23 protein-coding genes are annotated in these 25,759 nt (G+C 66.8%); 10 read left to right on the top strand and 13 right to left on the bottom strand.

Translation table 11 applies throughout. The features are described 5' to 3' along the window. Positions 1 to 309: 309 nt before the first annotated feature. The gene (gene tyrS / locus ACXU4B_RS14300) at positions 310 to 1,521 is read right to left on the bottom strand and encodes a tyrosine--tRNA ligase (RefSeq protein WP_131411321.1); all 1,212 of its coding nucleotides are present in this window, start codon (positions 1,519 to 1,521) and stop codon (positions 310 to 312) included. A gap of 185 nt (positions 1,522 to 1,706) precedes the next feature. Here tyrS and ACXU4B_RS14305 point away from each other — a divergent pair, with 185 nt between their 5' ends. Together ACXU4B_RS14305 and ACXU4B_RS14310 are read left to right on the top strand one after the other, a co-directional pair. Continuing rightward, positions 1,707 to 3,146: an OapA family protein gene (locus ACXU4B_RS14305; protein WP_131411319.1), complete on the top strand. Its 1,440-nt coding sequence runs from the start codon at positions 1,707 to 1,709 to the stop codon at positions 3,144 to 3,146. A 13-nt stretch (positions 3,147 to 3,159) separates the two neighbouring features. Beyond that, positions 3,160 to 4,278 carry an anhydro-N-acetylmuramic acid kinase gene (locus ACXU4B_RS14310; RefSeq protein WP_131411317.1) on the top strand — a complete coding sequence of 373 codons (1,119 nt, stop codon included), beginning with the start codon at positions 3,160 to 3,162 and terminating at the stop codon, positions 4,276 to 4,278. Here the strand turns inward: ACXU4B_RS14310 and ACXU4B_RS14315 are convergent. From ACXU4B_RS14315 to ACXU4B_RS14325, 3 genes are all read right to left on the bottom strand, one after another. After that, positions 4,275 to 4,574 (bottom strand): hypothetical protein, encoded by a 300-nt coding sequence (locus ACXU4B_RS14315; RefSeq protein ID WP_131411315.1) that lies wholly within the window; start codon positions 4,572 to 4,574, stop codon positions 4,275 to 4,277. The genes ACXU4B_RS14310 and ACXU4B_RS14315 overlap by 4 nt on opposite strands. A 109-nt stretch (positions 4,575 to 4,683) precedes the next feature. Next, positions 4,684 to 5,991 carry an AmpG family muropeptide MFS transporter gene (locus tag ACXU4B_RS14320; RefSeq protein ID WP_425481414.1) on the bottom strand — a complete coding sequence of 436 codons (1,308 nt, stop codon included), beginning with the start codon at positions 5,989 to 5,991 and terminating at the stop codon, positions 4,684 to 4,686. Further along, on the bottom strand, positions 5,981 to 6,751 hold the full coding sequence (locus tag ACXU4B_RS14325) for an exodeoxyribonuclease III (RefSeq protein ID WP_131411313.1): 771 nt from the start codon (positions 6,749 to 6,751) through the stop codon (positions 5,981 to 5,983). The genes ACXU4B_RS14320 and ACXU4B_RS14325 overlap by 11 nt, the downstream gene beginning before the upstream one ends. Before the next feature lie 34 nt (positions 6,752 to 6,785). Between ACXU4B_RS14325 and ACXU4B_RS14330 the strand changes: the two genes are divergently transcribed. The 3 genes from ACXU4B_RS14330 to ACXU4B_RS14340 all read left to right on the top strand — a co-directional run bounded on the left by ACXU4B_RS14330 (position 6,786) and on the right by ACXU4B_RS14340 (position 8,716). Then, positions 6,786 to 7,283, top strand: coding sequence for a GNAT family N-acetyltransferase (locus tag ACXU4B_RS14330; RefSeq protein ID WP_131411311.1), 498 nt, complete (start codon positions 6,786 to 6,788; stop codon positions 7,281 to 7,283). Between the two features lie 22 nt (positions 7,284 to 7,305). Then, a complete protein-coding gene (gene pyrE / locus ACXU4B_RS14335) occupies positions 7,306 to 7,953 on the top strand; it encodes an orotate phosphoribosyltransferase (RefSeq protein WP_131411309.1) in 648 nt (215 codons plus the stop codon). Between the two features lie 109 nt (positions 7,954 to 8,062). Further along, entirely contained in the window at positions 8,063 to 8,716 is a 654-nt protein-coding gene (locus ACXU4B_RS14340) for a DUF4124 domain-containing protein (protein WP_131411307.1), read from the top strand. Between the two features lie 84 nt (positions 8,717 to 8,800). On the opposite strand, the gene ACXU4B_RS14345 is transcribed toward ACXU4B_RS14340, so the two are convergent. The 5 genes from ACXU4B_RS14345 to ACXU4B_RS14365 form a co-directional block, all read right to left on the bottom strand. Further along, a complete protein-coding gene (locus ACXU4B_RS14345) occupies positions 8,801 to 11,125 on the bottom strand; it encodes a phosphomannomutase/phosphoglucomutase (protein WP_131411305.1) in 2,325 nt (774 codons plus the stop codon). 66 nt (positions 11,126 to 11,191) lie between these two features. Further along, on the bottom strand, positions 11,192 to 11,662 hold the full coding sequence (gene dut, locus ACXU4B_RS14350; RefSeq protein WP_205746582.1) for a dUTP diphosphatase: 471 nt from the start codon (positions 11,660 to 11,662) through the stop codon (positions 11,192 to 11,194). Continuing rightward, positions 11,659 to 12,864, bottom strand: coding sequence for a bifunctional phosphopantothenoylcysteine decarboxylase/phosphopantothenate--cysteine ligase CoaBC (gene coaBC / locus ACXU4B_RS14355; protein ID WP_131411303.1), 1,206 nt, complete (start codon positions 12,862 to 12,864; stop codon positions 11,659 to 11,661). Before coaBC ends, dut begins: the two co-directional genes overlap by 4 nt. Positions 12,865 to 13,182: 318 nt before the next feature. Further along, entirely contained in the window at positions 13,183 to 14,082 is a 900-nt protein-coding gene (locus tag ACXU4B_RS14360) for an SDR family NAD(P)-dependent oxidoreductase (protein ID WP_131411301.1), read from the bottom strand. 59 nt (positions 14,083 to 14,141) lie between these two features. Next, positions 14,142 to 14,882, bottom strand: coding sequence for an SDR family oxidoreductase (locus ACXU4B_RS14365; RefSeq protein ID WP_131411299.1), 741 nt, complete (start codon positions 14,880 to 14,882; stop codon positions 14,142 to 14,144). A gap of 116 nt (positions 14,883 to 14,998) precedes the next feature. Here ACXU4B_RS14365 and ACXU4B_RS14370 point away from each other — a divergent pair, with 116 nt between their 5' ends. The 4 genes from ACXU4B_RS14370 to ACXU4B_RS14385 all read left to right on the top strand — a co-directional run bounded on the left by ACXU4B_RS14370 (position 14,999) and on the right by ACXU4B_RS14385 (position 19,581). Further along, positions 14,999 to 15,904 (top strand): LysR family transcriptional regulator, encoded by a 906-nt coding sequence (locus ACXU4B_RS14370; RefSeq protein WP_131411297.1) that lies wholly within the window; start codon positions 14,999 to 15,001, stop codon positions 15,902 to 15,904. Between the two features lie 111 nt (positions 15,905 to 16,015). Further along, positions 16,016 to 16,687 (top strand): RadC family protein, encoded by a 672-nt coding sequence (gene radC, locus ACXU4B_RS14375; protein WP_131411295.1) that lies wholly within the window; start codon positions 16,016 to 16,018, stop codon positions 16,685 to 16,687. Between the two features lie 470 nt (positions 16,688 to 17,157). After that, positions 17,158 to 18,849 (top strand): arginine--tRNA ligase, encoded by a 1,692-nt coding sequence (argS, locus tag ACXU4B_RS14380; protein WP_131411293.1) that lies wholly within the window; start codon positions 17,158 to 17,160, stop codon positions 18,847 to 18,849. Further along, a complete protein-coding gene (locus tag ACXU4B_RS14385) occupies positions 18,850 to 19,581 on the top strand; it encodes an SPOR domain-containing protein (protein WP_131411291.1) in 732 nt (243 codons plus the stop codon). It begins immediately after the preceding gene. A gap of 69 nt (positions 19,582 to 19,650) precedes the next feature. On the opposite strand, the gene ACXU4B_RS14390 is transcribed toward ACXU4B_RS14385, so the two are convergent. From ACXU4B_RS14390 to speA, 4 genes are all read right to left on the bottom strand, one after another. Continuing rightward, complete coding sequence (locus ACXU4B_RS14390; RefSeq protein WP_131411288.1) at positions 19,651 to 20,511, bottom strand: NAD(P)-dependent oxidoreductase; 861 nt, start codon at positions 20,509 to 20,511, stop codon at positions 19,651 to 19,653. A gap of 16 nt (positions 20,512 to 20,527) precedes the next feature. Then, positions 20,528 to 21,706, bottom strand: coding sequence for a DUF3734 domain-containing protein (locus ACXU4B_RS14395; RefSeq protein ID WP_131411286.1), 1,179 nt, complete (start codon positions 21,704 to 21,706; stop codon positions 20,528 to 20,530). A gap of 4 nt (positions 21,707 to 21,710) precedes the next feature. Then, positions 21,711 to 22,496 carry a 3-hydroxybutyrate dehydrogenase gene (locus ACXU4B_RS14400; RefSeq protein ID WP_131411284.1) on the bottom strand — a complete coding sequence of 262 codons (786 nt, stop codon included), beginning with the start codon at positions 22,494 to 22,496 and terminating at the stop codon, positions 21,711 to 21,713. Positions 22,497 to 22,696: 200 nt separating this feature from the next. Then, a complete protein-coding gene (gene speA, locus ACXU4B_RS14405) occupies positions 22,697 to 24,586 on the bottom strand; it encodes a biosynthetic arginine decarboxylase (protein WP_131411282.1) in 1,890 nt (629 codons plus the stop codon). A 295-nt stretch (positions 24,587 to 24,881) separates the two neighbouring features. On the opposite strand from speA, the gene speE reads away from it, so the two are divergent. After that, on the top strand, positions 24,882 to 25,736 hold the full coding sequence (gene speE, locus ACXU4B_RS14410) for a polyamine aminopropyltransferase (RefSeq protein ID WP_131411280.1): 855 nt from the start codon (positions 24,882 to 24,884) through the stop codon (positions 25,734 to 25,736). The last annotated feature ends 23 nt before the right edge of the window (positions 25,737 to 25,759 follow it).

A 25,759-nucleotide genomic window follows, 5' to 3' on the forward strand; every position in this document is an offset into this window, starting at 1 on the left:
TGCGCACACTGTCAAAGATCTCAATCACTTGCGAACCGTTGCCGTTTTCGCGCCGGAACATTTCGTTCCGAGTGAGCCGCTCATCTTACATCGTTTTCCGTATCCGTCAACACCTTCAGCGAAGAATTTTTGCTGTCGTTGTTGCCGTGGAAGACGCTGCCAGCGGCGGGGAGGCGAATGATAGGCAGGCACCCCACCTTTGACAAGCAATTTCTGAAATTATTTTTCGTGCTTCGCGTAAGACGCTGTTCTCACGCGAAGTTGCAATGCACACGCGCAACGCGACGACGTTGCGTCGTCGCGTTCAAGTCATGCGAGCTTCAACAACACGCGCGCGAAGTTGCGCTTGCCGATCTGCAAAACCCCTTCAAAACCCGCGGAAAACACGCGCTGCGCATCTTCGACCACTTCTGCGTCGATGCGCACGGCGCGCTCCTTGAGCTTGCGATTGGCTTCGGCATTGCTCGGCGTGAGACCTGCCGCTGTGAGCAGCGCCGGCAGCCGCAAACCTTCGGCAGGCACCACCACTTCGGTGAGCGGCAACAGACTCGTATCGCCTTCGCCGCGCACCACTGCATGCCATCCGGCAATGGCCTGTTCCGCTGCGGCGGCATCGTGGAATCGCGTGGCCAGTTCGCGCGCAAGCCTGAGCTTGGCGTCGCGTGGATTGAGCGCGCCACTGGCCACTTCCTGCTTCATGCGCGCGATATCGTCCATCGACGCCTCGAAGCTGAGCAGTTCGAACCAGCGCCACATCAGGTCGTCGCCGATCTTCAGCGTCTTGGTGACGATATCGATGGCGGGCTCATTGATGCCTATGTAGTTGCCCAGCGACTTGGACATCTTGTTGACGCCGTCCAGGCCCTCCAGCAGCGGCATGGTGAGCACGATCTGCGCCGGCTGGCCGTGGTGTTCCTGCAGTGCGCGTCCCATCAGGAGGTTGAACTTCTGGTCGGTGCCGCCCAGCTCGACGTCGCACTTGAGCGCGACGGAGTCGTAGCCCTGTACCAGCGGATAAAGGAATTCGTGGATGGCAATGGGCTGCTGCGAGGCATAGCGCTTGGCGAAGTCGTCGCGCTCGAGCATGCGCGCCACGGTGTGCTGGGCGGCCAGCCTGATCATGTCGGCCGCCGTCATCTGGCCGAACCACTCGGAATTGAAGCGCAGTTCGGTGCGCTCACGGTCCAGCACCTTGAAGACCTGCTCGGCATAGGTCTCGGCATTCGCCAGCACGTCTTCGCGCGTGAGCGGTTTGCGCGTGACGTTCTTGCCGGTGGGATCGCCGATCATGCCGGTGAAGTCGCCGATCAGGAAGATGACCTGGTGCCCCAGGTCCTGGAACTGGCGCATCTTGTTGAGCAGCACGGTGTGGCCCAGGTGCAGGTCGGGCGCGGTGGGGTCGAAACCCGCCTTGATACGCAGCGGGCGGCCCAGCTTGAGGCGTGCCGCCAGCTCCTCCTGCTTGATGATTTCGTCGGCGCCGCGCGCGATGGTGGCCAGCGCCTGCTCAAGCTCGTTCATGTAAACCTCAAATTTTCGTTGTCCGGGCGTCACCGGGAATCATAGCTTCCGAGACCCTCCCGTTAATTGTGTGTTAACCAAAAAGTTATCGCAACCCATTGATGGAAAAGGCGTTGACGCCCTTTACACATGGCCGTTATGGTACGCGGCAATTAGAAATTTGGTACCTCGGGGGAACACCGGGCATGGGTGAGAGAACAGGAATCGCGCGCGCAGCGCGCAAACAGGCTATGCGTCGAAAGGCGCAGCGACGCCACTCTCACTTTTACGAACGCTGTTCGCACTGGTCGTTCGGTTGCCACGGTGAAGCGGAGCCGATTCATTGGCATCGCGAGCGCTGGATGCTCGCCGGCACCGCCCTGCTGATCACGGCGCTGTCGGGCTTCATTATCCCCGCCTGGGCCAGCGCCATGCGCCCCGACACCATCTCGACGGCGCACGCCATGCTTCCGCTGGCGTTGCCCAAGGCCGCACCCGTGGCCACGCATACGCCCACCGTCGAGGACTGGCACATCGTGCAGGTGCAGCCGGGCCAGACGCTGTCCGATCTGTTCCAGGGGCAGGGGCTCAGCCTCACCGATGTGCAGCACGTCGTGGACCAGTCGGGCGACAGCCGCGCACTGCACAACATCCGCCCGGGCCAGGAGTTCGACTTCCTGCTCGGCAGCGACGGCAGCCTCAAGGGCATCCGTTTCGACAAGGACGAAGCCAACCGCAGCATCATGCGCTTCGAGGGCGACAAGGCCACCGTGACCGCGCAGACGCGCGAGGTGGATCGCCGCGAACACGTCGCGCACGGCACCATCGACAGCTCGCTGTTCGCCGCGGGCTCCAAGGCGGGCATGAGCAACGCGATGGTGCTCAAGCTTGCCGAGCTCTTCAAATACGACATCGACTTCGTGCAGGACCTGCGCGAAGGCGACAGTTTTACCGTGATCTACGACGACGTGTATCGCGATGGCGCCTACCTGCATGAAGGCGAAATCGTGGCTGCCGAGTTCGTGAACCAGGGCGAGCGCTACACGGCGTACCGCTTCCGCAAGGACGATGGCAGCTTCGGCTGGTTCAGCGAAGACGGCCGCCCCATCCAGAAATCGTTCCTGCGCATCCCGGTGGACTTCACCCGCATCTCCTCGCAGTTCAGTGCGGCGCGCATGCATCCGGTCCTTGGCCTCATGCGCGCGCACAAGGGTGTGGACTACGCCGCCGCAAGCGGCACGCCGATCCATGCCGCGGGAGATGGCGTGATCAAGTTCAAGGGCTGGATGAACGGTTACGGCAACTTCGTGATCGTGCAGCACAACGGCAGCATCAGCACCGCCTACGGCCACATGTCGAAGTTCGGCAATGAGAAAGTGGGCCAGCACGTGGGCCAGGGTGCGGTGATCGGCTATGTCGGCATGACCGGCCTCGCCACCGGGCCGCACCTGCATTACGAATTCCGCGTCAATAACGTGCAGCGCGATCCGCAGACGGTGACGCTGCCCAAGCCCGAGCCGTTGCCGGGTGCCCAGCTGGCGAAGTTTCGCGCGCAGGTCGTGCAGCCGCAGCTCGCGCGCCTGAAGACGCTGGACGCAAACATCAAGCTCGCCCGCGCCAGCGGCGGCACGCGCAACGACGACTGAGCTCCGAGCACGCGTGGACGAGTCATCGGCGCTCTATCTCGGCCTGATCTCTGGCACCAGCGCCGACGGCATCGATGCCGCGCTGGTGCGTTTCGAGAACGACGCTCCGCAACTCGTCGATGCGCTGGCGCACCCGTGGCCTGCGCCCTTGCGCGCACGCATCCTTGCCGTGGCGCAGGACGAGACCCGCCTCGACCTTGATGCCTACGGGCATCTGGACGTTGCCATCGGGCAGTGCTTCGCCGAAGCCGCACTGCAATTGCTGGGGCGCAACCCGGGCGTGCGCGAGTCCGTGCGCGCGATCGGTTCGCATGGGCAGACCCTGCGCCACCGGCCGTCGGGCGAACATCCGTTTACGCTGCAGGTGGGCGACGCCTCGGTGATCGCCGAGCGCTGCGGCATCGACGTGGTGGCCGACTTCCGCCGCGCCGACGTGGCCGCCGGCGGCCAGGGCGCACCGCTGCTGCCGGCGGTGCATGCCATGTTGCTGGCCCGTCCGGGGCGCACGCGCGTCGTGCTCAACCTTGGCGGCATCGCCAACATCACCGTACTTGGCGCACGCGGCGAAGTGTTCGGCTTCGACACCGGCCCGGCCAACGGCCTGATGGACGCGTGGTGCCTGCGCCATCGTGGCGAGGCATTTGATGCGAACGGCGCCTTCGCGGCGTCAGGTCGCCTGGACCAGGTACTGCTGGACGCCTTGCTGGCCGATCCGTATTTCACCATGGCCCCGCCCAAGAGCACCGGACGCGAGCATTTTCACCTGATGTGGCTGGAACAGCATGCGCGCCTCGCAGCACTGGATCCTGCCGACGTGCAGGCCACGCTGCTGGAGCTGTCGGCACGCAGCGTGGCAGACGCCATCGCGCGCCACGCCCCGGATGCGGTGGACGTGCTCGCCTGCGGCGGCGGCGTGCATAACGACGTGCTGATGGGGCGGCTGGGTGAACTGTTGGCGCCGCGCCTGCTGGCGAGCACGGCAATCCATGGCGTCGATCCGGACTATCTGGAAGCCACCGCGTTTGCGTGGCTGGCGCGCCAGCGCCTGCTTGGCTTGCCGGGCAACCTGCCGGCCGTCACCGGCGCGCGCGGACCGCGCGTGCTCGGTGCGATCTATCCCGCTCCGCGCTAGTTGCCGTCGCCGAGCGTCTGGTTGGCGGGCGCCAGTTGCGTTGGCGCGGTGCGCGAAAGTGCCTGCATGGCTTCCTGGAAAGCCGCCTTCTCCTTCGCATCCCACTGGCCGCTCAGCGTCGTGAGGTCGCCCGGATCGAGCATGGTCTCGGCGAACACATTGGACGAGGTCATGCCAAGGCCATGGCGCAGTGCATAGAGCACCACGTCATTGATGGACCACTGTCGATCCTTGGCCAGCGCCTTGATGCGTTCGGCCATGAGATTGTCGATATGGCGTATGACTAGGTCCGGCATGGACTTGTCTCCCGGTCATAGGCCCCCTGTGCGCCCGATCTTGGCACAGAAGGATCCTCGGGAATATCGACCGCTTGGCTGAACGCGTGATGCCTGACCCGGGCGCTGCTCAGCCCGGGGCCAGCGGCTCCTGGCGGCCGAAGCGCGGCCACAGATAGATGAACAGCAGGCTCGCCGGGAGAATCGACACCACGGTAAGCACGAAATAGCTGCCGTAGCCCGTGGCCATGGCGATGCCGCCGGCAAAAAATCCGAGCACCTTGCCCGGCAGATTGACCATCGAACTGAGCAGCGCGTACTGCGTCGCCGTGTGTTCGCGACTGACCAGCGAGGAAAGGAACGCCACGATCGGCGGACCCAGGACACCGAGCGTGAAGTTCTCGAAAGAAATCACGGCCGTCAGCACCAGCAGATTGCCCGGGTGCGCGATCAGCCACAGATAACCCAGGTTGCTGGCGCCGGCCAGCACCATGGTCACGCCGAGGCTGCGCCAGGCGCCCCAGCGCGCCACCGCCGCCCCGCCGACGAACACGCCGACGATGCCGATCCACACGCCCCACAACTTGGTGATGGTGCCGATCTGGGTCTGCGAAAAACCCATGTCCAGGTAGAACGGCCCCATCACGCCGCCGATGGTCGCCTGCTCCGGGATCTTGAACAGCAGGATGAACAGCAGCGTGACGCTCGCCAGCGGCAGGCCGTAGCGCCGGAAGAAATCACCGAACGGCTCGACCACGCCGAGCCGCATGGCTTCGCTCCAGCCCCGCGGCGTGGAGCGCACGACCTGCGGCTCGGCGGCGGCCAGCACCGCCATCATCGGTATCAGCATGATCGCGGCAAACAGCATGTAGATCAGCGGCCATGCCAGATGATCGGCAAGGATCAGCGCACCGGCGCCCGCGACGATCAGCGCGATCCGATAGCCCAGCGAATAGGTCGCAACCAGCGCACCCTGCGCCGCCACGGGCGCGATTTCGATGCGGTATGCATCGACGGCGATGTCCTGCGTCGCGCCGAAGAAGGCCACCAGCAGCGTGGCGGCGACAAACAGCGGCAATTGGGCCGGCGTCACGCTCGCCATCGCGAGCAGCCCGCCCGTCACACCCAGTTGCGCCAGCAGCAGCCAGCTGCGCCGCTGGCCGAGGCGGCCCAGTGCGCCGGGCAATCGCGCATGGTCCAGCAACGGCGCCCACAGGAACTTGAGCGCGTAGGTCATGCCTGCGCTGGCGATCATGGTGATGTCTTTCAGCTCGATGCCGTGCTTCCGCAGCCACACGGCCACGGTATACGACACCAGCAGGAACGGCAGTCCCGAGGAAAAGCCGAACAGGAACATGGTCCATGCCGCCGGCTGCGAAAATGCCTGCCAGATGCCCGTCTTGGCCGGCTTGCCTGCCGGCGCCGCTTCAGTCGGCATAGTCAACCGTGTACGGCGCGTGGTCCGAGAAGCGCTCATCGCGATAGATCGAACAGTGCTTCAGGCGATCGCGCAGCGAGGGCGTCACCACCTGGTAGTCGATGCGCCAACCCACGTTGTTCGCGCGGGCCTGGCCGCGGTTGGACCACCAGGTGTATTCCACCGCGTCGGGCTTGACCGCGCGGAAACTGTCCACCCAGCCGCGCTGCTGGAACAGCAGGTCCAGCCAGGCGCGTTCCTGCGGCAGGCAGCCGGAGTTCTTCTGGTTGGAGGTCCAGTTCTTGATGTCGTTCCTGGTGTGCACGATGTTCCAGTCGCCGCAGATCACGTAGTCGCGACCGCTCGCGAGCCACTGGTCGAAGATCGGCGTGAGCCAGTCCATCACCTTGAACTTGAACTGCTGCCGCTCGTCGCCCGATGACCCGGACGGTACGTACAGCGACACCACGCTGAACTTGCCGAAGCGCGCCTCGATATAGCGACCCTCGTTGTCGAACTCGTCCCAGCCCAGCTCGGTGCGCACCTCGTCCGGCTCGCGCCGGGCGTAAATCGCCACGCCGCTGTAGCCCTTCTTGCTGCTGGCGTCGCGGTAGAAGCAGTGGTGCCCGTCGGGGCGGAACATCGGATCGCTGAGCTGATCTTCCTGCGCCTTGGTTTCCTGCAGGCAGACCACGTCGGCCTGCTGTTGGCGGAGCCATTCGAACACGCCCTTGTTGGCGGCCGATCGAATGCCATTGGCGTTGAGACTGATGATGCGCATGCGGGCTCCCGGATGATGGTCCATCATAGCAACCATGCCCGACCAGCCCGACATCCGCGTCGCCCCGGTGGACGCAGCGCTGCGGCCGGCGCTGTTGCGCCTGGGCGTGCATGACGCGCAACGCGATTTCGTCGGCGATATCGCCGACCTGCTGGCCGATGCCGAAAGCTGTCCGGGCAGCGAGCCGATGGCGATCCTGCGCGGCGACGTGCCGGTGGGTTACTACCGCCTCGAAGCCCAGGCACGCGTAGTCGCCGGGCGCGATTTCGAACAGTCCACGCTGGGCCTGCGCGCGTTCTTCATCGACCGCCGCTGGCAGGGCCGCGGGCTGGGCCTGCGCGCGCTCGAAGCCGTGTTTGCCGATCTCGCCGCGCGCCATCCGGCCGCGGGCGCGCTGGCGCTCACCGTCAACGAAGGCAACGCCGCGGGGCGTGCGCTTTACCGGCGCGCCGGCTTCGAAGACACCGGCGAGTTGTACCATGGCGGCCGTTCCGGGCCGCAACACCTGATGCTGCGCGCCCTGCCCGCCTGACCTTCCATCGAGAGACCCCGCCGTGCACGACTACCAGCGCGCCTTCATCGAACTGACCCTGCAGCGCGACGTGCTGCGTTTTGGCGAATTCACGCTCAAATCCGGCCGCCAGAGCCCGTATTTCTTCAATATGGGGCGCATCGATTCCGGTGCCGCGCTGGCCCAGCTGGGGCGCTCGTACGCCGCCGCGGTGGTGAATTCGGGGATCGGGATCGACATGCTGTTCGGGCCTGCCTACAAGGGCATCGCGCTGGCTGCCGCCACTGCGATTGCGCTGGCCGACCAGCACGGCCGCGACCTGCCGTGGGCGTATAACCGCAAGGAAGCCAAGGACCACGGCGAAGGCGGCGTGCTGGTCGGCGCGCCGCTCAAGGGCCGCGTGTTGATCGTGGACGATGTGATGACCGCAGGCACCGCCGTGCGCGAATCGCTGGCACTGATCCGGGCGCACGGCGCCACGCCGGCCGGCGTGCTGATCGCCCTCGATCGCCAGGAACGCGGCCAGGGTGCGCGCTCTGCCGCACAGGAAGTCACCGCCGAATTCGGCATTCCGGTCATTGCCATCACCAGCCTCGGCGACGTGCTGGCCTATGCCGGCGAGCGTCCCGACCTGGCAGCCGAGCACGCCCGCCTGGTGTCGTATCGCGAACGTTACGGCGTAAGCGTCTGATCGGCACGGCGACTTGGCGACCGCCGTCACATCGAAAACCGTGACGTCATGGCAACGTCACGGGCGTCATGGTGATGCCGGCTATACTTCCGCCCACAAGGGGGAATTCATGCGTAAAGCACTAATTGTCATCGCGACGCTCGCGCTGACAGCCGGCCTGCACGCGCAGGCGCAGAAGAGCCAGTCAGGCAGCTATCGCTATCGTTGGCGGGACAACACCGGCCTGCCGCACTACAGCGACAGCCTCACGTCCGACGCGCTCAAGTTCGGCTACGACCTGGTCAATGACCGCGGCATCGTGGTGCAGCACGTCGATCGCCAGCTCAATCCGGAAGAACGCGCGGCCGCCCAGAAGCTGGCCGAGCAACAGGCGGCACAGCAGCGCGCCGCGGCGGAACGGGCGCGCGCCGACGCACAGCTGCTGGCGGCCTATCCCACCGAAGACGGCTACAAGTCCGCGCAGCGCCAGAACCTCGACAACATCGAACAGCAGATCAACACCACGCGCATCAACCTGCGCAGCCAGGAAAAGGCGCTGACTGACCTGCTGACCCGCGCAGGCGACCTGGAACGCGCCAAGCAGCCGGTGCCGAAAACACTCAACGACAGCATCGCCAAGCAGCGCGACGTGGTGACCAAGCAGCGCGAATTGCTCGAACACCAGCAAGGCCTGCGCGAGACGGCCGAACAGAAGAACACCCAGGACCTGCAGCATTACCGCGATCTGAAAGCGGCGCAGGACAAGAGCCAGCAGGGCCAATAACGCCAGGGACTCGGCGTGAGGGGCGAGGGCGCAATCCGCTGACCTACGGCGCCCTCGCCACTCGCCCCGCCATGGCTGCCGCTCTCAGAACGGCAGCTTCAATGCGGGATCGACCGCCAGCAGCTGATCGCGGAACACCTTCTTGATGCGGGCCAGGGCCGCCTCGTTGTCGGCGTCGAAACGCAACACGAGCACCGGCGTGGTGTTGGACGGACGCACCAGTCCCCAACCGTCCTGCCAGTCGGCGCGTACGCCGTCGATGGTGGTGAGCGTGGCGTCGCCAAAGGTCGCCCGCTGGCGGAACTTCTCGATGAAGCGGTAGTGCTCGCCCTCGGCCATCTCGACCTTGAGTTCCGGCGTGGAGACGCCCTTGGGGCAGGTGGCGAAGATGGCCTCCGGCGTGCGCTCATCCAGGTCGCCGGCGAGGATTTCCATCAGGCGGGCGCAGGCATAGATGCCGTCGTCGAAGCCGTACCAGCGTTCCTTGAAGAAGAAGTGGCCGCTCATCTCGCCGGCCAGTTCCGCGCCCGTCTCGCGCATCCTGGCCTTGATCAGCGAATGACCGGTGCGCCACATCATCGGGCTGCCGCCCGCGTCGAGGATCTGGCCCTTGAGGTGCCCGGTGCACTTCACGTCGTAGATGATGGTGGCGCCCGGCTGGCGCGACAGCACGTCGCGCGCGAACAGCATCAGGGTGCGGTCGGGGAAGATGATCTCGCCTTCCCGGGTCACCACGCCCAGGCGGTCGCCGTCGCCGTCGAAGGCCACGCCAAGGTCGGCGCCGGTCTGCTTCACCGCGAAGATGAGATCTTCGAGGTTGTGCGGATCGGACGGATCGGGGTGATGGTTGGGGAACGTGCCATCCACGTCGCAATACAGGGGAATCACCTCGCAGCCGATGCCCTCGAGCACCTGCGGCGCGACCGCGCCCGGAATGCCGTTGCCGCAATCGACCACGACCTTGAGGCGGCGCTCGGCCTGTACGTCGGACGTGATGCGGTCCACGTAGTCGGGCACCACGTCCATGTGCCGCAGGTTGCCCTTGCCGCCACGCGACAACTCGTTGGAGGCAATGCGGCGGTACAGGTCCTTGATGGCGCTTTCGGCCAGCGTTTCGCCGCCGACCACGATCTTGAAGCCGTTGTACTCCGGCGGATTGTGGCTGCCGGTGACGGCGACGCCACAGCCGGTGTTGAAGCGATAGGCGGCGTAATAGACCACCGGCGTGGGCACGGCGCCGATATCGATCACGTCGATGCCGGCCTCGCGCAGGCCGTCCGCCAGCGCGCTGGCCAGCTCCGGGCCGGACAGGCGACCGTCGCGGCCGACCACGGTCTCCGCCAGTCCTTTCTCACGCATCACGCTGCCAATGGCCTGGCCGAGCAGGCGTGCCACGTCCTTGTTGAGCGACTGGCCGACCACGCCGCGCACGTCATAGGCGCGGAAAATGCTCGGATCGACGGTCACCGGCACGCCCGGAGCCGACGCGGCGGCCGGACTGGCAAGACGGCGCGCGGGCCTGGCCGGCTCGGGCGCGGCTTCCAGCAGGTCGGACAGCACCGGTTCCTCGAGATCGGCCGCACCCTGGCGACGCGGTCGACTACGCAGCCAGATCAGGTAAAGCCCGCCGCCCAGGCAGAGCAGGCCCAGCACCGCGGTGAGCGGCCACACCCGAGGCAACACGATATAGGCGCGCGGCAATGCCGCGACCACGCTCAGCGTGCTGCCGCCGACCGCGACGCCGTTGGACTCGCGTTCGGCCGACGGACTGCCGCTGGCCAGCAAGCGCAGATCGCCGCGGTCGTCGCCCTGGCGGAGCTCGAGCCGGCCGCCGTCGGGCGAGATGTCCTCGAAAGCGGATTGCAGGGGCGCGAACGGCAGCGCCACCCAGACCCAGGCCTGCGGGTGTTTGGGGCTGCCGACGGGCAGGACCAGACCGATCACACGCCCGGCGGGACCGGGAATGGTCTGCGCCAGCGGACTGCCGTCGGCTGTTTGTGCCGCCATCAACTGGGCGGCCTTGCCATAGCCGAAACTGCGGTAGTTGGCGTGCAGCACCTCGTCCAGGCCACCGCTGTAGACCTCCAATGCGAGCGCCGAGGGTATTTGCCGGCGCAGATTCGCCGACGCCTCGGCCGGATTGGCGACGATGGCCGCCGCATCGGCGGTGTCGATCACCGCCTGCACCCTCACCCGTTCGCTGGCGATCTCTTCGGACAGGCGCTGGACGGCCTTGTCACGCGCGGCATGCACACGCTCGCCGGCATGGCCTTCGTCGGCGATCAGCCAGGTCTGCCACAGGCAGGACAGCCCCAGCAGTACCAACAGAGTGCCCAGCGCCAGCGGCAGCAGGCGCTGCCACTCGATGGTGCCCGCATGTATTCGCCCGCCGATGCTGATCTTCACCATGCCCTGTCCCTACACAGGTTGTCAGGCCGCGCGCCGCGCCGGCACCCAAAATGCCCGGACGACAACCTAGTTGACCCCGGTCGAACCGAACCCGCCCTCGCCCCTCTGCGACGGCGCGAACTCCTGCACCACTTTCAGTCGCGCCTGCGCCACCGGCACCAGCAGCAGTTGGGCGATGCGATCGCCCACGGCAATGGTGTACGGCTGCGTGCCGCGGTTCCAACACGAAATCATCAACGGGCCCTGGTAGTCGGCGTCGATGACACCGACCAGGTTGCCCATGACCAGGCCGTGCTTATGACCCAGCCCCGACCGCGGCACGATCAGCGCACACCAGCCCGCATCGCCGATATGGATGGCCATGCCACTGGGTACCAGCGCGCTTTCGCCCGGCTGCAGGGTCAGTGGCGCGTCGATCGCGGCGCGCAGGTCCATGCCGGCGCTGCCGCTGGTCGCGGGCTCCGGCAAGGGGATGTCATTGCCCAGGCGCGCATCGAGGATTTTCAGTTCGACCTCGATCCCGTGCCCCGCCGTCACGAACGCACCGCCCGGTAGCGCTCGGCCACGCGGGCCATCAGCTGGTGCGCCAGTTCCGTCTTGGAGGCGCGCGCCAGTTCGGCGCTGCCGTCGGGCCAGTAAAGCGTGAGCGCATTGTCGGCAGCCTCGAAGCCGAGGCCACCTCCCACCTGGTTGGCGGCAATCATGTCCAGTCCCTTGCGCTGCAGTTTGTCGCGCGCGTAACGCTCCACATCATGCGTCTCCGCCGCAAATCCGACCAAGAAGGGGCGCACGGTTTGCGCGGCAAGCGTGCCCAGGATGTCCGGATTTTCGGCCAGATCCAGCACCAGCGCCGCGCCGTCGTGCTTTTTGATCTTGTGTTCGGCCACGGCCGCCGGACGGTAGTCGCCCACGGCCGCTGCACCAATATAGATGTCGGCCCCGTTGCTGGCAGCCACCACCGCGTCGCGCATCTGTGCGGCACTGCGCACGTCGACCCGGCGGGCAACGCCTGCCGGCGTCGGCAAGCTGACCGGTCCGGCCACCAGGGTCACCTGTGCACCGGCCTGCGCGGCCGCGTCAGCCACGGCAAAACCCATCTGGCCGGAGCTGCGGTTGCCGATGAAGCGGACCGGATCGATGTCCTCGTAGGTCGGGCCGGCGCTGACGACCACCTTCAGCCCACGCAACGCGGCGCTGCCGAACGAAGCCACCATGGCGGCGCGCAATTCCATCGGCTCGAGCATGCGACCGGAACCAATGTCGCCGCAGGCCTGGTCGCCCGACGCGGGGCCGAGCAGATGCACGCCACGCTGGCGCAACGTGTCGATGTTCGCCTGCACCGCGGGATGGGCCCACATCTGCTGGTTCATCGCCGGCGCCAGGTAGACCGGTGCCGCACTGGCCAGACAGACGGTGGTCAGCAGGTCGTCGGCCATGCCATGGGCGAGGCGGGCGATCAGGTCGGCACTGGCCGGCGCGATCAGGATGCGCTCGGCCCAGCGCGCCAGCTCGATATGCCCCATGGCCGCTTCGGCCTCCGCGTCCCACAGGCTCACCCGCACCGGTTGGCCGGACAGTGCCTGGAAAGTCGTGGCGCTGACGAAGTGCGTCGCGCCTTCCGTCATCACCACGCGGACCTCGCAATCGAGATCGCGCAAGCGGCGGACCAGCTCGCAAGACTTGTAAGCAGCAATACCGCCGGACACGCCCAGCAGGATGCGGCGTTGGGCAAGACTCATGGTGAGGGACCTGACAACCGGTTAGGGACCTAGCTTACCGGAATCGCCGGGTTTGCTCGGCGGTGCTACCGGTCTTGCGGTCGTCTCGAATGGTGATCCCTTCTCCCCTCGGGTACGCGGGGCGGCGCCATGGATGGCGCCGGCTTTGAGGAGTGAGGAGAAGGTGCCGTCCCCACAGGGACTCCCTTTGGTCGCAGGCGGATGAGGGTTCGGGCGGAGCGCACGGTTGAAGGTTATGCAAGCCCCGCACCCTCTCTCCAACCCCTCTCTCCCACAGGGACTTCCTTCGGTCGCCGGGGGAGAGGGGCTACGTCGTCGTCAAGCCACCAGGCGCGGCCGCAGAATGTCCTCCAGCCCGATCCGCCGCAGCAGTTCCGCGCGCACGCGATCGGCCACGCCGTTGACGATCTCGGCGCCGTCCTGCGACGGATCGATATGCACGCGGAACGGCCGCTTGCCGAACGGTGTATCGACTACGTTGACGATCGCCGCGGCGACGGCCTGCGGATCGGCATCCGCCGGCTCGAGCGCGGCCAATCCCTTGAACGCCACGTCGCCGAAGTCGGCGGTCGGTCCAGCCGCATAGGCTTTCGCCACCGCGTCATCGGCCGGCGCGCCGGCATGGGCGAAGTGGTTGGTGCCCCGGGTGAAGGCGCCGGGCACCACGATCGAGGTCTCGATGCCCCAGCGCGCCAGCTCGCCGGCATAGCTCACCGCCAGCGAATCCATGCCGGCCTTGGCGGCGAAGTACGGGGCCAGGTACGGCGGCGTGCCGCCACGCACGCTGCTGGACGACACCCACACCACCAGTCCGCGGCCTTGCTTGCGCAGCTGCGGCAGCGCGGCCCGGTTCACCCGCTGGGTGCTCAGCACATTGATGTCGTAGAGCTGTGCGAACTGTTCGGGCGTGAAGGCTTCGGCCGGCCCGTACGACATGTGCCCGGCGTTGTGCACCACCACGTCCAGGCGAGCGTGCGCGGCGATGATCTGCGCGATGGCTGCATCCACCGATTCCTGCGCGGCCACGTCCATCTCGATGGTCCGCAGGTCGATGCCATGCGCACCCGCGTACTGCTGCACCTCGGCCACCCTCGCCGCATTGCGGCCCTGGGTTTCGCGCATGCCGGCGTAAACCGTATGCCCGGCATGGGCCAGTGCGCGCGCGCTCATCAGGCCGAAGCCGCTCGACGCGCCGGTCACCACGATGACGTTGTTCATGTTGCGATCTCCTTGGAAGCGTCGCGCCGCCCGCCGGCGGCGCATGCATGACGGGAAATTCAGACGAGGCCGCCGTTGGCGCGCAGCACCTGGCCATTGACCCAGCCGCCGTCCGGACCTGCCAGGAAGGCCACCACGTTGGCGATGTCTTCCGGCTGGCCCAGGCGCTCGAGCGGGGCCAGCTTCGCCAGCTGCTGGATCTGCTCCGGCGATTTGCCCTTGAGGAACAGGTCGGTGGCGGTCGGGCCCGGCGCCACGGCATTGACCGTGATGTCGCGCCCGCGCAGCTCCTTCGACAGTACGTGGGTCATGGCCTCCACCGCCGCCTTGGTCGCCACGTAGACGCCATAGGTGGGGAACAGGGTGCCCACCACGCTGGTAGAGAAATTGATGATGCGGCCGCCCTGTCGGAGGCGCGTGCTCGCTTCACGCAGCGTGTTGAAGGTGCCCTTGAGGTTGACCGCGACGGTGCGGTCGAACAGAGCGTCGTCCGAGTCGGACAGCGGCGCCAGCTGCATGATGCCGGCATTGTTCACCAGCACGTCGACGTGGCCGAACGCGGCTTCGGCGGCGTCGAACAGGCGTCGCACGGCGGCGGGGTCGGCGACGTCGCCCTGGGCGGTCAGCGCGCGGCCGCCCGCTGCTTCGATCTTGCCGGCCAATGCTTCGGCCGGAGCCGCATCGCCGGCGTAATTGATGACCACCACGAAACCGTCGCGGGCCAGCCGTTCGGCAATGGCCGCGCCGATGCCGCGCGAACCACCCGTCACGATGGCAACCTTGGAAGTGCTTGCAGACATGGGATACATCCTCTGAAGGGGCCGACCAGATGTCGGTGGCGAGAGGATGGTCTTTTCCTTCAGCCGGATAATCTGCTGAAATCCGTCATCACTATCCGGAGTGGTGGAACAACGACATGGACAAGCTCGATGCCATGCGCTTGTTCGCGCGCATCGTGGAGCGGCGCAGCTTCACCATGGCCGCGCAGGACCTGGAACTGCCCCGCTCCACCGTCACCGATGTGGTGAAGCGACTGGAAGCGCGCCTGGGCGTGCGGCTGCTGGAACGCACCACGCGCCAGGTCCGTCCGACCCTGGATGGCGAGGCGTACTACCAGCGCTGCCTGGCCATCCTGGCGGAGATCGAGGAGGCGGAATCGGCCTTCACCGGCGCCCGGCCCAGCGGCCTCCTGCGGGTGGACGTCCACGGCACCCTGGCGCGGCACTTCATGCTGCCCGGCCTGCCCGACTTCCTGGCGCGTTATCCGGATATCCAGCTGCGCATCGGCGAAGGCGACCGCTATGTCGACCTGGTGCGCGAAGGGGTGGACTGTGTGCTGCGCGTCGGCACGCCCACCGACAGCAGCATGATCGGCCGCCGCATCGCCCTGCTCGACGAGGTGACCCTGGCCAGCCCCGGCTACCTTGAACGGCACGGCATGCCGGAGCGACTGGACGATCTGGCCACGCATCGCATGGTTGGCTTCGTGTCCTCGGCCACGGGCGCGGTGATTCCGCTGGAATTCCAGACCGGCGATGCGATCCGCCAGCTGACCCTGCCGGTCACGGTCAGCGTGGCTGGCGCGGACATGTATGTCGCCATGGCCGGCCTGGGCCTGGGCCTGGTCCAGGTGCCGCGCTATCGCGTGCAAGACGAGCTGGCCAGCGGCGCCCTGGTCGAGGTGCTGCCCGCCACCCCGCCCGCCCCATCGCCGGTCTATGTGCTGTATCCGCAAAACCGCCAGCTGTCGCCGCGCGTGCGGGTCTTCATCGACTGGCTGAGCACCGAGTTCAGCACGCGCCTGGCCACGGACGGGCGCTGAGCAACAGCGCAACGCCCGGCCCGTGACCCACGCGTTGCATCACGCCTGACCGACAAGCGCTTCGGCCCTGCGCCGATGCCAGGCAGATGGGCTCGCCGGCAGGCTGCATGGATGAGCATTCGTCACTGGCCCAGCCAGGAACGTCCCCGCGAGAAGCTGCTGGCGCGCGGCTGCGCCGCACTGTCCGACGCCGAACTGATCGCCGTGCTGCTCGGCAGCGGAGTTCCCGGCAAGGATGCGCTTGCCCTCGCTCGCGAGCTGCTGCTCGCCCATGGCGGCGTATCGGCCCTGCTGGGTAGCCCGGGGGAGACTATGCACCTTCGCGGCATGGGTCCCGCCAAACGGGCACGCCTGGTCGCCGCGCTCGAGCTGGCCCGCCGCTCGCTGGGCGAGCAACTGGCCGAACGCCCGAGTCTCAGCAATCCACGCGATAGCGGCGACTACCTGAGCGCCCGGCTGCGCCACCTGCCCTACGAGGTCTTCGGCTGCCTCTTCCTGGACCATCGCCACCGCGTGCTGGCGTTCGAGGAGCTGTTCCGCGGCACCATCGACGGCGCCAGCGTGCACCCTCGCGAAGTGGTCCGCGCCTGCCTCCGGCACAACGCCTCAGCAGTGATCCTTGCCCACAACCATCCCTCGGGCGTGGCCGATCCCAGCGCAGCCGACCGGGCCATCACGCGCGAACTGCGCGACGCCCTGCAGCTGGTGGACGTACGGGTGCTCGATCACCTGGTCATCGGTAGCGGCGAGCCCGTCTCGCTGGCGGCGCTGGGCCTGCTCTGACGGCAAAAAGAACAACGGCGCGGTGGGAGCCGCGCCGTGTAGCCGTTTTGTGGGGAGAGAGAGGGGAGTGACGGCAATCCCCCCGTCCCCGTCGGCGGGGAGGTGCCTGGGGACCCGAAGAAGTGTGGCAGCGCCGCATGACAGGGACGTGACGCACACGAGCGGCCGGGAACCCCGCGCCAGGCGCCATTACTTATGCACATTCCGCCCCGGGCGGCAATTTCCAGACCATTGCTGTCCATGTCCTGAGATGTGCCATTTAGCGCGCTGATTCACAACGATATTTTTTCAAGGCGTGCGATTTTCGTGGGAAATTTCGAGGGGTCGCCAAGGTGCCGCGCGCGATTCCCCACAGAGTTATCCACAGATTCCTGCCCCGCAACGCAGCATGGCCAGCCGGCTCGCCCCGGCGGGCCGCGCCGCCGGCGGTCTGATAGGATTGGCGGTTCCATCGTCTCCAGACCAATGCCGTGAAAGAACAGCTGCGCGAACTGCTGCTGCAGGCCATCCGTACCCTGCAACATGACGCCACCCTGCCGGCCGACCTCGAAGTGCCGAACTTCGTGATCGAGCGCACGCGCAGCCGTGAACACGGCGATTTCGCCGCCAACGCCGCCATGCTGCTGGCCAAGCCCGCGCGCGCCAGGCCGCGCGAGCTGGCCGAGAAGCTGGTTGCCGCCCTGCCGCCCAATTCCCTGGTGGGCAAGGTGGAAATCGCCGGACCGGGCTTCATCAACTTCTTCCTCGCCGATGGCGCGTACCGCGACGAAGTGCGCCGCATCATGGCCGAAGGCAGCGCCTATGGCCGCAGCACGACCGGCAACGGCATCACCGCGGGCGTGGAGTTTGTCTCCGCCAACCCGACCGGCCCGCTGCATGTGGGCCATGGCCGCGCCGCGGCGATCGGCGACTGCCTGAGCCGCCTGCTCGAAGCGACCGGCTGGAACGTCAGGCGCGAGTTCTATTACAACGATGCCGGCGTGCAGATCCAGAACCTGACCATTTCGGTGCAGGCGCGCGCACGCGGCCTGGCGCCGGGCGACGCCGGCTGGCCCGAGGACGGCTATCGCGGCGACTACATCGCCGACGTGGCCCGGGCCTACATGGCGGGCGAATCGGTGGAAGCCGACGGCGAAGTGGTCACCGGCGCTCGCCAGGCCGAAGACCTCGAGGCCATCCGCCATTTCGCCGTGGCCAGCCTGCGCCGCGAGCAGAACCTCGACCTGGCGGCATTCGGCGTCGGCTTCGACACCTACTTCCTGGAATCCTCGCTGTACACCGACGGCAAGGTGGAAGAAACCGTGCGCGAGCTGGTGGCCCATGGCCACACCTACGAGGAAGGCGGCGCCCTCTGGCTGCGCTCGACCGATTTCGGTGACGACAAGGACCGCGTGATGCGCAAGTCCGACGGCACTTACACCTATTTCCTGCCGGACGTGGCCTACCACCGCAGCAAGTGGCAGCGCGGCTATGTGCGCGCCATCACCGAGCTGGGCTCGGACCACCACGGCAGCCTGGCGCGCGTGAAGGCGGGCCTGCAGGCGCTCGACTGCGGCATCCCCAAGGGCTGGCCCGAGTACGTGCTGCACCAGATGGTGACCGTGATGCGCGGCGGCGAGGAGGTGAAAATCTCCAAGCGAGCCGGCAGTTACGTCACCCTGCGCGACCTGATCGACGAAGTGGGCCGCGACGCCACGCGCTTCTTCCTGATCTCGCGCAAGTCCGACTCGCAGCTGGTGTTCGACATCGACCTGGCCCGCTCGCAGAGCAACGACAACCCGGTCTACTACATCCAGTATGCCCACGCCCGCGTGTGCCGCGTGCTGGAGGAGCTGGCCGAGCGCGGCCTGCCGCCGCTCGACTCGGCCACGGGCATCGACCAGATGACACGCCTGGACACCGAGCACGAGCAGATCCTGCTGACCGAGCTGTCCCGCTACCCGGAGGTCGTGGAGGCCGCCGCCGCCAATCTGGAACCCCACCTGATTGCGCAATACCTGCGCGAGCTCGCCGGCGCCCTGCACAGTTACTATCACGAGCACAAATGGCTCGTGGACGACGCACAATTGCGCAATGCGCGCATTACGCTTGCCGTTGCCACGCGCCAGGTCATTCGTAACGGTTTGGATTTGCTGGGACTTAGTGCCCCGGAGAAGATGTAAATGGCAGCACGCAAGGGCAAGGGCCGGCAGGCCGTCCGCAATCACAGCGGCGGCATGCCCGGGTGGGGTTGGGCCGTCATCGGCATCGCCATCGGCGCGGTGCTCATGTTCGTGGCACGCGGCCATCTGCCGATGGCGCCGCGCGCCACCGACGGTCCGCAACCCAACGCGCAGGCGACCGCGCAGCGCGGCAGCGATGCCGGTGCCGCCGCCACGGAAACCACCTCGGCCAACGACACCGCGCCGGCGCCCAAGAAGCCGCAGTACGACTTCTACTCCGTGCTTTCGGAGAAGGAAGTACGCATTCCCGATGCGGTGATCAGCGCCCAGGCCAAGGCCGAGCAGCAGCAGAAGCAGCAGGCCCAGCAGGCAGCGCAGGCCGCCGCCCAGCAGCAGGCCGCGGCGCAGAAGCCGGCGCCGAACGTGCCGGCTGCGGTGAGCGAGAACATCACCGCCGCGCCCGAGGCCGCCGTGAAGGCACCGACGACCACCGCCGGCAGCGGCTACCTGCTGCAGGTCGGCGCGTTCCCGAGCCCGTCCGATGCGGAGACCCTGAAGGCCAAGCTGGCCATGCAGGGTTTCATCGCCAACGTGGCCTCGGTCAGCGTCAACGGCCAGACCTACAACCGCGTCCGCCTCGGTCCGTTCCACTCGGCGACCGAACTGGAGTCGACCAAGCAGCGGCTCGCTTCGGCCGGCATCAACGCGATCGCGCTGAAGGAAGGCAAGTAAGCCCGCCGCGGCGACCCTTGAACGAAGAGGCCGCGCACTGCGCGGCCTTTTTTTCGCCTCGGGCCAGGCTCAGCCCTTGCGCTTGAGCCGGATCAGGCCGGAAATGTCGTCGTCGCCGTAACCCTGGCTCATCAGCTCGGCGTAGTCGGCGAGCGAACGCTCGATCACGCTGCGGCTGGTTCCCGCGCTCTCGGCAATGCGGCGCACGATGCCAAGATCCTTGTGCAGCAGGCCCAGCTTGAAGCCCACGCTGAACTCGTTGCGCAGCATGGTCGCGCCGCGCTTTTCGAGGAACCAGTTGCCCGCCGCGCCCGCGCCGAGCGTCGGCAGCAGGCGCTCCGGATCGAGCCCGAGCGCTTCGGCCAGGGCCAGGCCCTCGCACACGCCTTGCGCAATGCCGGCCACCAGCACCTGGTTCACGGCCTTGGTGGCCTGCCCGGCGCCGACGCCGCCCAGGTGCGTCACGCGCAGCGCATAGGCTTCCAGCACCGGGCGCGCACGCTCGAGCACGTCGGCATCGCCGCCCACCATCACCGACAGCTTGCCGTTCTTCGCGCCTTCCACGCCGCCGGACACCGGCGCATCGAGGAAGTGGGCGCCGACCGCCGCCAGGCGCGCGGCCGCCTGTTTGGCGGTATCGGGGGCGACGGTCGAATGATCGACCACGATGGCGCCCTTCTTCAGGTGCGGGGAAAGCGCGTCGATGGTGCCCAGCACGTCCGCATCGGCAGTCACGCACAGCGCGATCACGTCGCACTGCGCGGCAATCTGCGCCGGCGTAGCGGCGGTGACGCCGAGTGACTTCGCGACCGCCTCGGCATTGGCCGGCGTGCGGCTGGATACGGCGTGGAGCAGACCGTGGGCCTTGAGGTGACCGGCCATCGGCGTGCCCATGGCGCCAAGTCCGATGAATGCTGCTTTGAGACTCATGAGGTTACCTGCGGGTTCAATCTTCACAATGGACGTCGTGGGTGACGAAGGGATGCTCCGCACTGGGCCGCTCGAACCATGCCGGCTCGGACAGCGTGCACTGCAGGTCGTCCAGGCCGCTGCTCCAGTGCTGCAGCATGCTGCCCGCGCTGAAGTCGTAGTCCTTGTAATGCCCTTCGTATGGCTTGTTGCGGTAGATCAGGTGGAACAGGTTCACCAGCGCGCCACTGGCGTAGATCTCGGCGTGGCGGTAGGCCGGGTGATCGCGCTGGTCCGACGGCACCAGCGACATCAGGTCGTGCAGCGTGCGTTGCTGGCGCTGCCGCAGGCTCATGTACTCGGTGATCAGGCGCGTGCGGCTGGAGTACTGGATGTCCTTCGCGCGCGACGTCACTTCCGCCAGGTCGCGCGGCAGTTCGCCGCGTGCGCTCCACAAGTCCACCTGGAAGATCAGCGAGTCGCGGCATGAGGCGTCCGACAGCACCTTGTACAACGGCGTGTTGGAAACCATGCCGCCATCCCAGTAGAACTCGCCGTCGATCTCGGTGGCCGGAAAACCCGGCGGCAACGAGCCCGAGGCGATGAAGTGCTCCACCCGCAGCGGACCCTCGGTATTGTCGAAATAGGCGAAGTTGCCGGTGCGGATATTCACGGCGCCCACCGACACCCGCATCGAGCGCGGGTCGTTGATGCGGTCGAAATCGACCAGCCGTTCCAGCGTGCCTTTCAGCGGGGTCGTGTCGTACCAGCTCGCCGTGGCGGGCGAGGCGCGCAGCGGCAACAGCGGGAACGGGCGCGGCGTGAAGAAGCCGGGTTGACCCTGGGTCAATGCACGCAGCGCCGCCCAGCCGCTCAGGCCGTTTTGCCACGGCAGTTCCCATGCGCCGGGATCGAGCGGCACGGTGGGCCACAGCGGCAACAGCGGCGGGTGGCAGATGCTTTGCCAGAACTCGCGCAGGCGTTCGACGCGCTTTTCCGGTGGATTGCCGGCGATGATCGCCGCGTTGAGTGCACCGATGGAGATGCCGGCAACCCAGTCGGGTCGAATGCCCGCCTGCTCCAGCCCTTCGTAGACGCCGGCCTGGTAGGCGCCCAGCGCGCCACCGCCCTGCAGGACCAGGGCGACGGTGCGGTAGTCACGCTTGACCGCCGCTGCCAGCGAGGTGGCGGGCGGATTGTGGGTAGCTGCGACCATGGCCTTACTGCATGTACCAGCCGTGGCTGACCACGATCGACTGCCCGGTCAGCGCGGCCGAGGGGAACGCGGCCAGGTACAGCGCGGTCTGCGCGATGTCTTCCACCGTGGTGAACACGCCGTCGACGGTGTCCTTGAGCATCACGTTCTTGATCACTTCGGCTTCGCTGATCTTGAGTTCCTTCGCCTGCTCGGGAATCTGCTTTTCCACCAGCGGCGTGCGCACGAAGCCCGGGCAGATCACATGCGAACGCACGTTGTGCGCGGCGCCTTCCTTCGCCAGCGTGCGCGCCAGTCCGAGCAGGCCGTGCTTGGCGGTGACGTAGGCCGACTTGAGCTTCGATGCTTCGTGCGAATGCACCGAGCCCATGTAGATCACGATGCCGCCGCGGTCGTCCTTGTACATGTGCTTGAGCGCGGCCTTGGTGGTGAGGAAGCCGCCGTCGAGATGGATGGCGAGCATCTTCTTCCAGTCGGCAAAGGCGAACTGGTCGATCGGATTGATGATCTGCACGCCCGCATTGGAAATCAGGATATCCAGATGACCGAACTGCGCGACCACCTTGTCGGTGCCCGCGTTGACTGCCGCCTCGTCGGTGACGTCCATCGCGATGCCGATGGCCTTGCCGCCGGCCGCATTGATCTCGTTGGCCGCCGCATCGGCCGCCTGCTGGTTGATGTCGGCGATGGCCACCGCCGCACCGTTCTTCGCGTATAGCTCGGCAATCGCCTTGCCCAGGCCACTGGCTGCGCCTGTGATGAGTGCCACCTTGCCGTCGAGACTTGCCATAACCACTCCTGTCGATGGGGAACGGGGAAAGCTGAAACGGTTTTCAGGCTGGAAGCCTGTGCCGTTGTGAACGACACAGGCTGTCACAGCTTGCGGTGGGCGACCATGCGACGAATGGACAACGTTGCGCGGTGCCCCTCCTACTTGTCATCCCTGCTTCCGCGGGGATGACGATCAAGGGCAGAAGCGCATCGCGTCGCTCAGCGCACGCCCTCGGACAGATAGGTATAGCCAGTCAACCCTTCGTTCAACGTGACGAACAACTGTTCGGCCACGGTGCCCTGCACGCCCGCGGCCGCGATGCGCTCGCGGTAGCTCTGGCGCAGCGCTTCGAGGTCGTAGCCGACGTAGTCGAGCATCAGGTCGGTGGTGTCGCCGCGGCGCTTGTGCGCAAAGACATACGAATCGCCGTCGACGCGCACGTTCACCGCGTCGGTGTCGCCGAACAGGTTGTGGATGTCGCCCAGCGTCTCCTGGTACGCGCCCACCATGAAGATGCCGAGGCGGTAGCTCTCATCGTCCCTGAGCGCATGCAGGGGCAGGCTCACGTCGACGCCCTCGGCGTCGACGTAGTCGTCGATGCGGCCATCGGAATCGCAGGTGAGGTCGACGATCACGCCGCGGCGCGTGGGCTCCTCGTCGAGGCGCGCGATCGGTGCGATCGGGAAGATCTGGTCGATCGCCCAGATGTCTGGCACCGACTCGAACACCGAGAAGTTGACGAAATACTTGTCGACCAGCTTCTCGTCCAGCTCGTCCAGCGCCTGGCGATGCGAGCGCTCGGCCGGCAGCAGGCGCTTGCGCACTTCGTTGGCGATGGCGTAGTACATATCGTCGAGGCGTGCGCGATCGTCCAGCGTGAGCTGGCCCAGCGCATACAGCGTCTGGCCCTCGGCCAGGTGATGCTGGGCCTCGTGGAACAGCTCCAGCGCCGGACGCGCGTCGAGCTCATGCCAGGTTTCGCGCAGGCGGCGCAGCACCGCCGGCTCGTGCTCGTGCGCCGCGGGGATGTTGCCGGCCGGTACCGGCTCCACCTCGGTCACGTTCACCACCATCACCGCGTGGTGCGCGGTCATCGCGCGGCCGGCTTCAGTGATGATGTGCGGCGCGGGCAGGTTTTCCTCGGCCACGGCCTCGGCCAGCGACTGCACGATGGTCGCCGCGTACTGCTCGATCGAGTAGTTGATGGAGTTGTGGCTGCGCGAGCGCGAGCCTTCGTAGTCCACGCCCAGGCCACCGCCCACGTCGACGATGTCCAGCGGCACGCCCAGGCGCTTGAGTTCCACGAAATAGCGCGTGGCTTCGCGCATGCCGTTGGCGATGTCGCGCACGTTGGAGATCTGCGAGCCCATGTGGAAGTGCTGCAGCCTCAGCGTGTGCTTGAGGCCGGCCTGTTCCAGGCGCTCGACCAGGGTGAGCACCTGGCTCGGCGAGAGGCCGAACTTGCCCTTGTCGCCGCCGGTGTTCTGCCACTTGCCGGCGCCGATCGAGGCCAGGCGCACGCGCACGCCGAGCAGGGGCTCGACGCCTAGCGCGGCGGCCTCGCTGAACACATGGTCCAGCTCCGACAGCTTCTCGATCACGATATGCACGCGCAGGCCGAGCTTGAGCCCGATCAGCGCGAGGCGGACATATTCGCGGTCCTTGTAGCCGTTGCAGATGACGATGCTGCCGGGGCGGGCCATGGCCAGCACGGCCATCAGCTCGGGCTTGGAGCCGGCCTCGAGGCCAAAGCCGTGCTCGCCGGCAGCAACCAGCTCGCCGGCCACGCCGCGCTGCTGGTTCACCTTGATCGGATAGACCGCCGTATAGCCGCCGGCGTAGCTCCACTCGCCGATCGCCTTGGCGAAGGCGTCCTGCAGGCGTTTCAGGCGGTCGGCGAGGATGTCCGGAAAGCGCACCAGCAGCGGCAGGCGCAGGCCTTCCGAACGGGCGCGGTCGACAATGGCCGGCAGCGACAGCGCCGGACCCTGGGCGCCGCGCGGACGCATGACGATATGGCCGGCGGCGTTGACGTCCACGTAGCCGTCGCCCCAGTGCGGGACGGCGTAGGTATGACGGGCAGCATCAATATTCCAGTGCTTCGACATGGAGGGCTCCTTGTACAACGGGCGCGTAACACCCTGAACATGTCGTCGCAGCGGCGAGCCTTGACGCGCTTGCTCGGTAAGAGCACGAAGTCAGCCGGCCGGAAGCCTCGCACGCCGCGGGGCCGGGATGACTTGGCGGCCCGCGGGCGGATTCGCGCGGCGGACCGGGCCGCTATTGTAACGGCCTCTTGTGACAATGTGCCGGCGCCGTATTTTCTGCCCCTCCACAGGACGTAGGCGGCAGTTCGGCTACAATTGCCGACCTTTGACCCCTTCGTTTGTCAGGATCACCCCCATGTCGCAGCACCCCAGCTGGTTCACCGAAGCCCACCAGGCCTCCGGCTCCTCCATCGGTTACCGCGTGGAGAAGCTGCTGCATGCCGAGAAAACGCCGTTCCAGACCATCGAGATCTACCAGACCACCGACTGGGGCAACCTGATGGTGATCGACGGCTGCGTGATGCTGACCAGCCGCGACAACTTCCTCTATCACGAGATGATGACCCACCCGGCGCTGTTCACCCATGCGCGCGCCAAGCGCGTGGTGATCATCGGCGGCGGCGACTGCGGCACGCTGCGCGAAGTGCTCAAGCACGAGGAGGTCGAGCACGCCGTGCAGGTGGAGATCGACGAGCGCGTGACCCGCCTGGCCGAGCAGTATTTCCCCGAGCTGTGCGAGTCCAACCACGACCCGCGCGCCGAACTGCTGTTCATCGACGGCATCAAGTACATGGCCGAGGCCGAACCCGAATCGCTGGACCTGATCATCGTCGACTCGACCGACCCGGTCGGCCCGGCCGAAGGCCTGTTCAACGCGGCCTTCTACGCCAGCTGCTACAAGGCCCTGCGCCACGGCGGCATCCTGGTGCAGCAGTCGGAGTCGCCGATCGCGCACCTGGAGCTGATCAAATCCATGCGTTCGGCCATGCGCACCGCCGGCTTCAGCGCGGTGAAGACGCTGCCGTTCCCGCAGCCGTGCTACCCCACCGGCTGGTGGAGCTGCACCATGGTGCGCAAGGGTGGCGACCTGGCCGGCTTCCGCGAGCGCGGCGCACTGAGCAAGAACTTCCCCACCCGCTACTACAACGCCGACATGCACAAGGCTGCGCTGGCGCAGCCGGAGTTCATGCGCGAAGCGCTGGGCGAATAAGCCCCGCGTGCCGGATCAGGCCC

It is taken from the genome of Dyella soli, assembly GCF_054482295.1.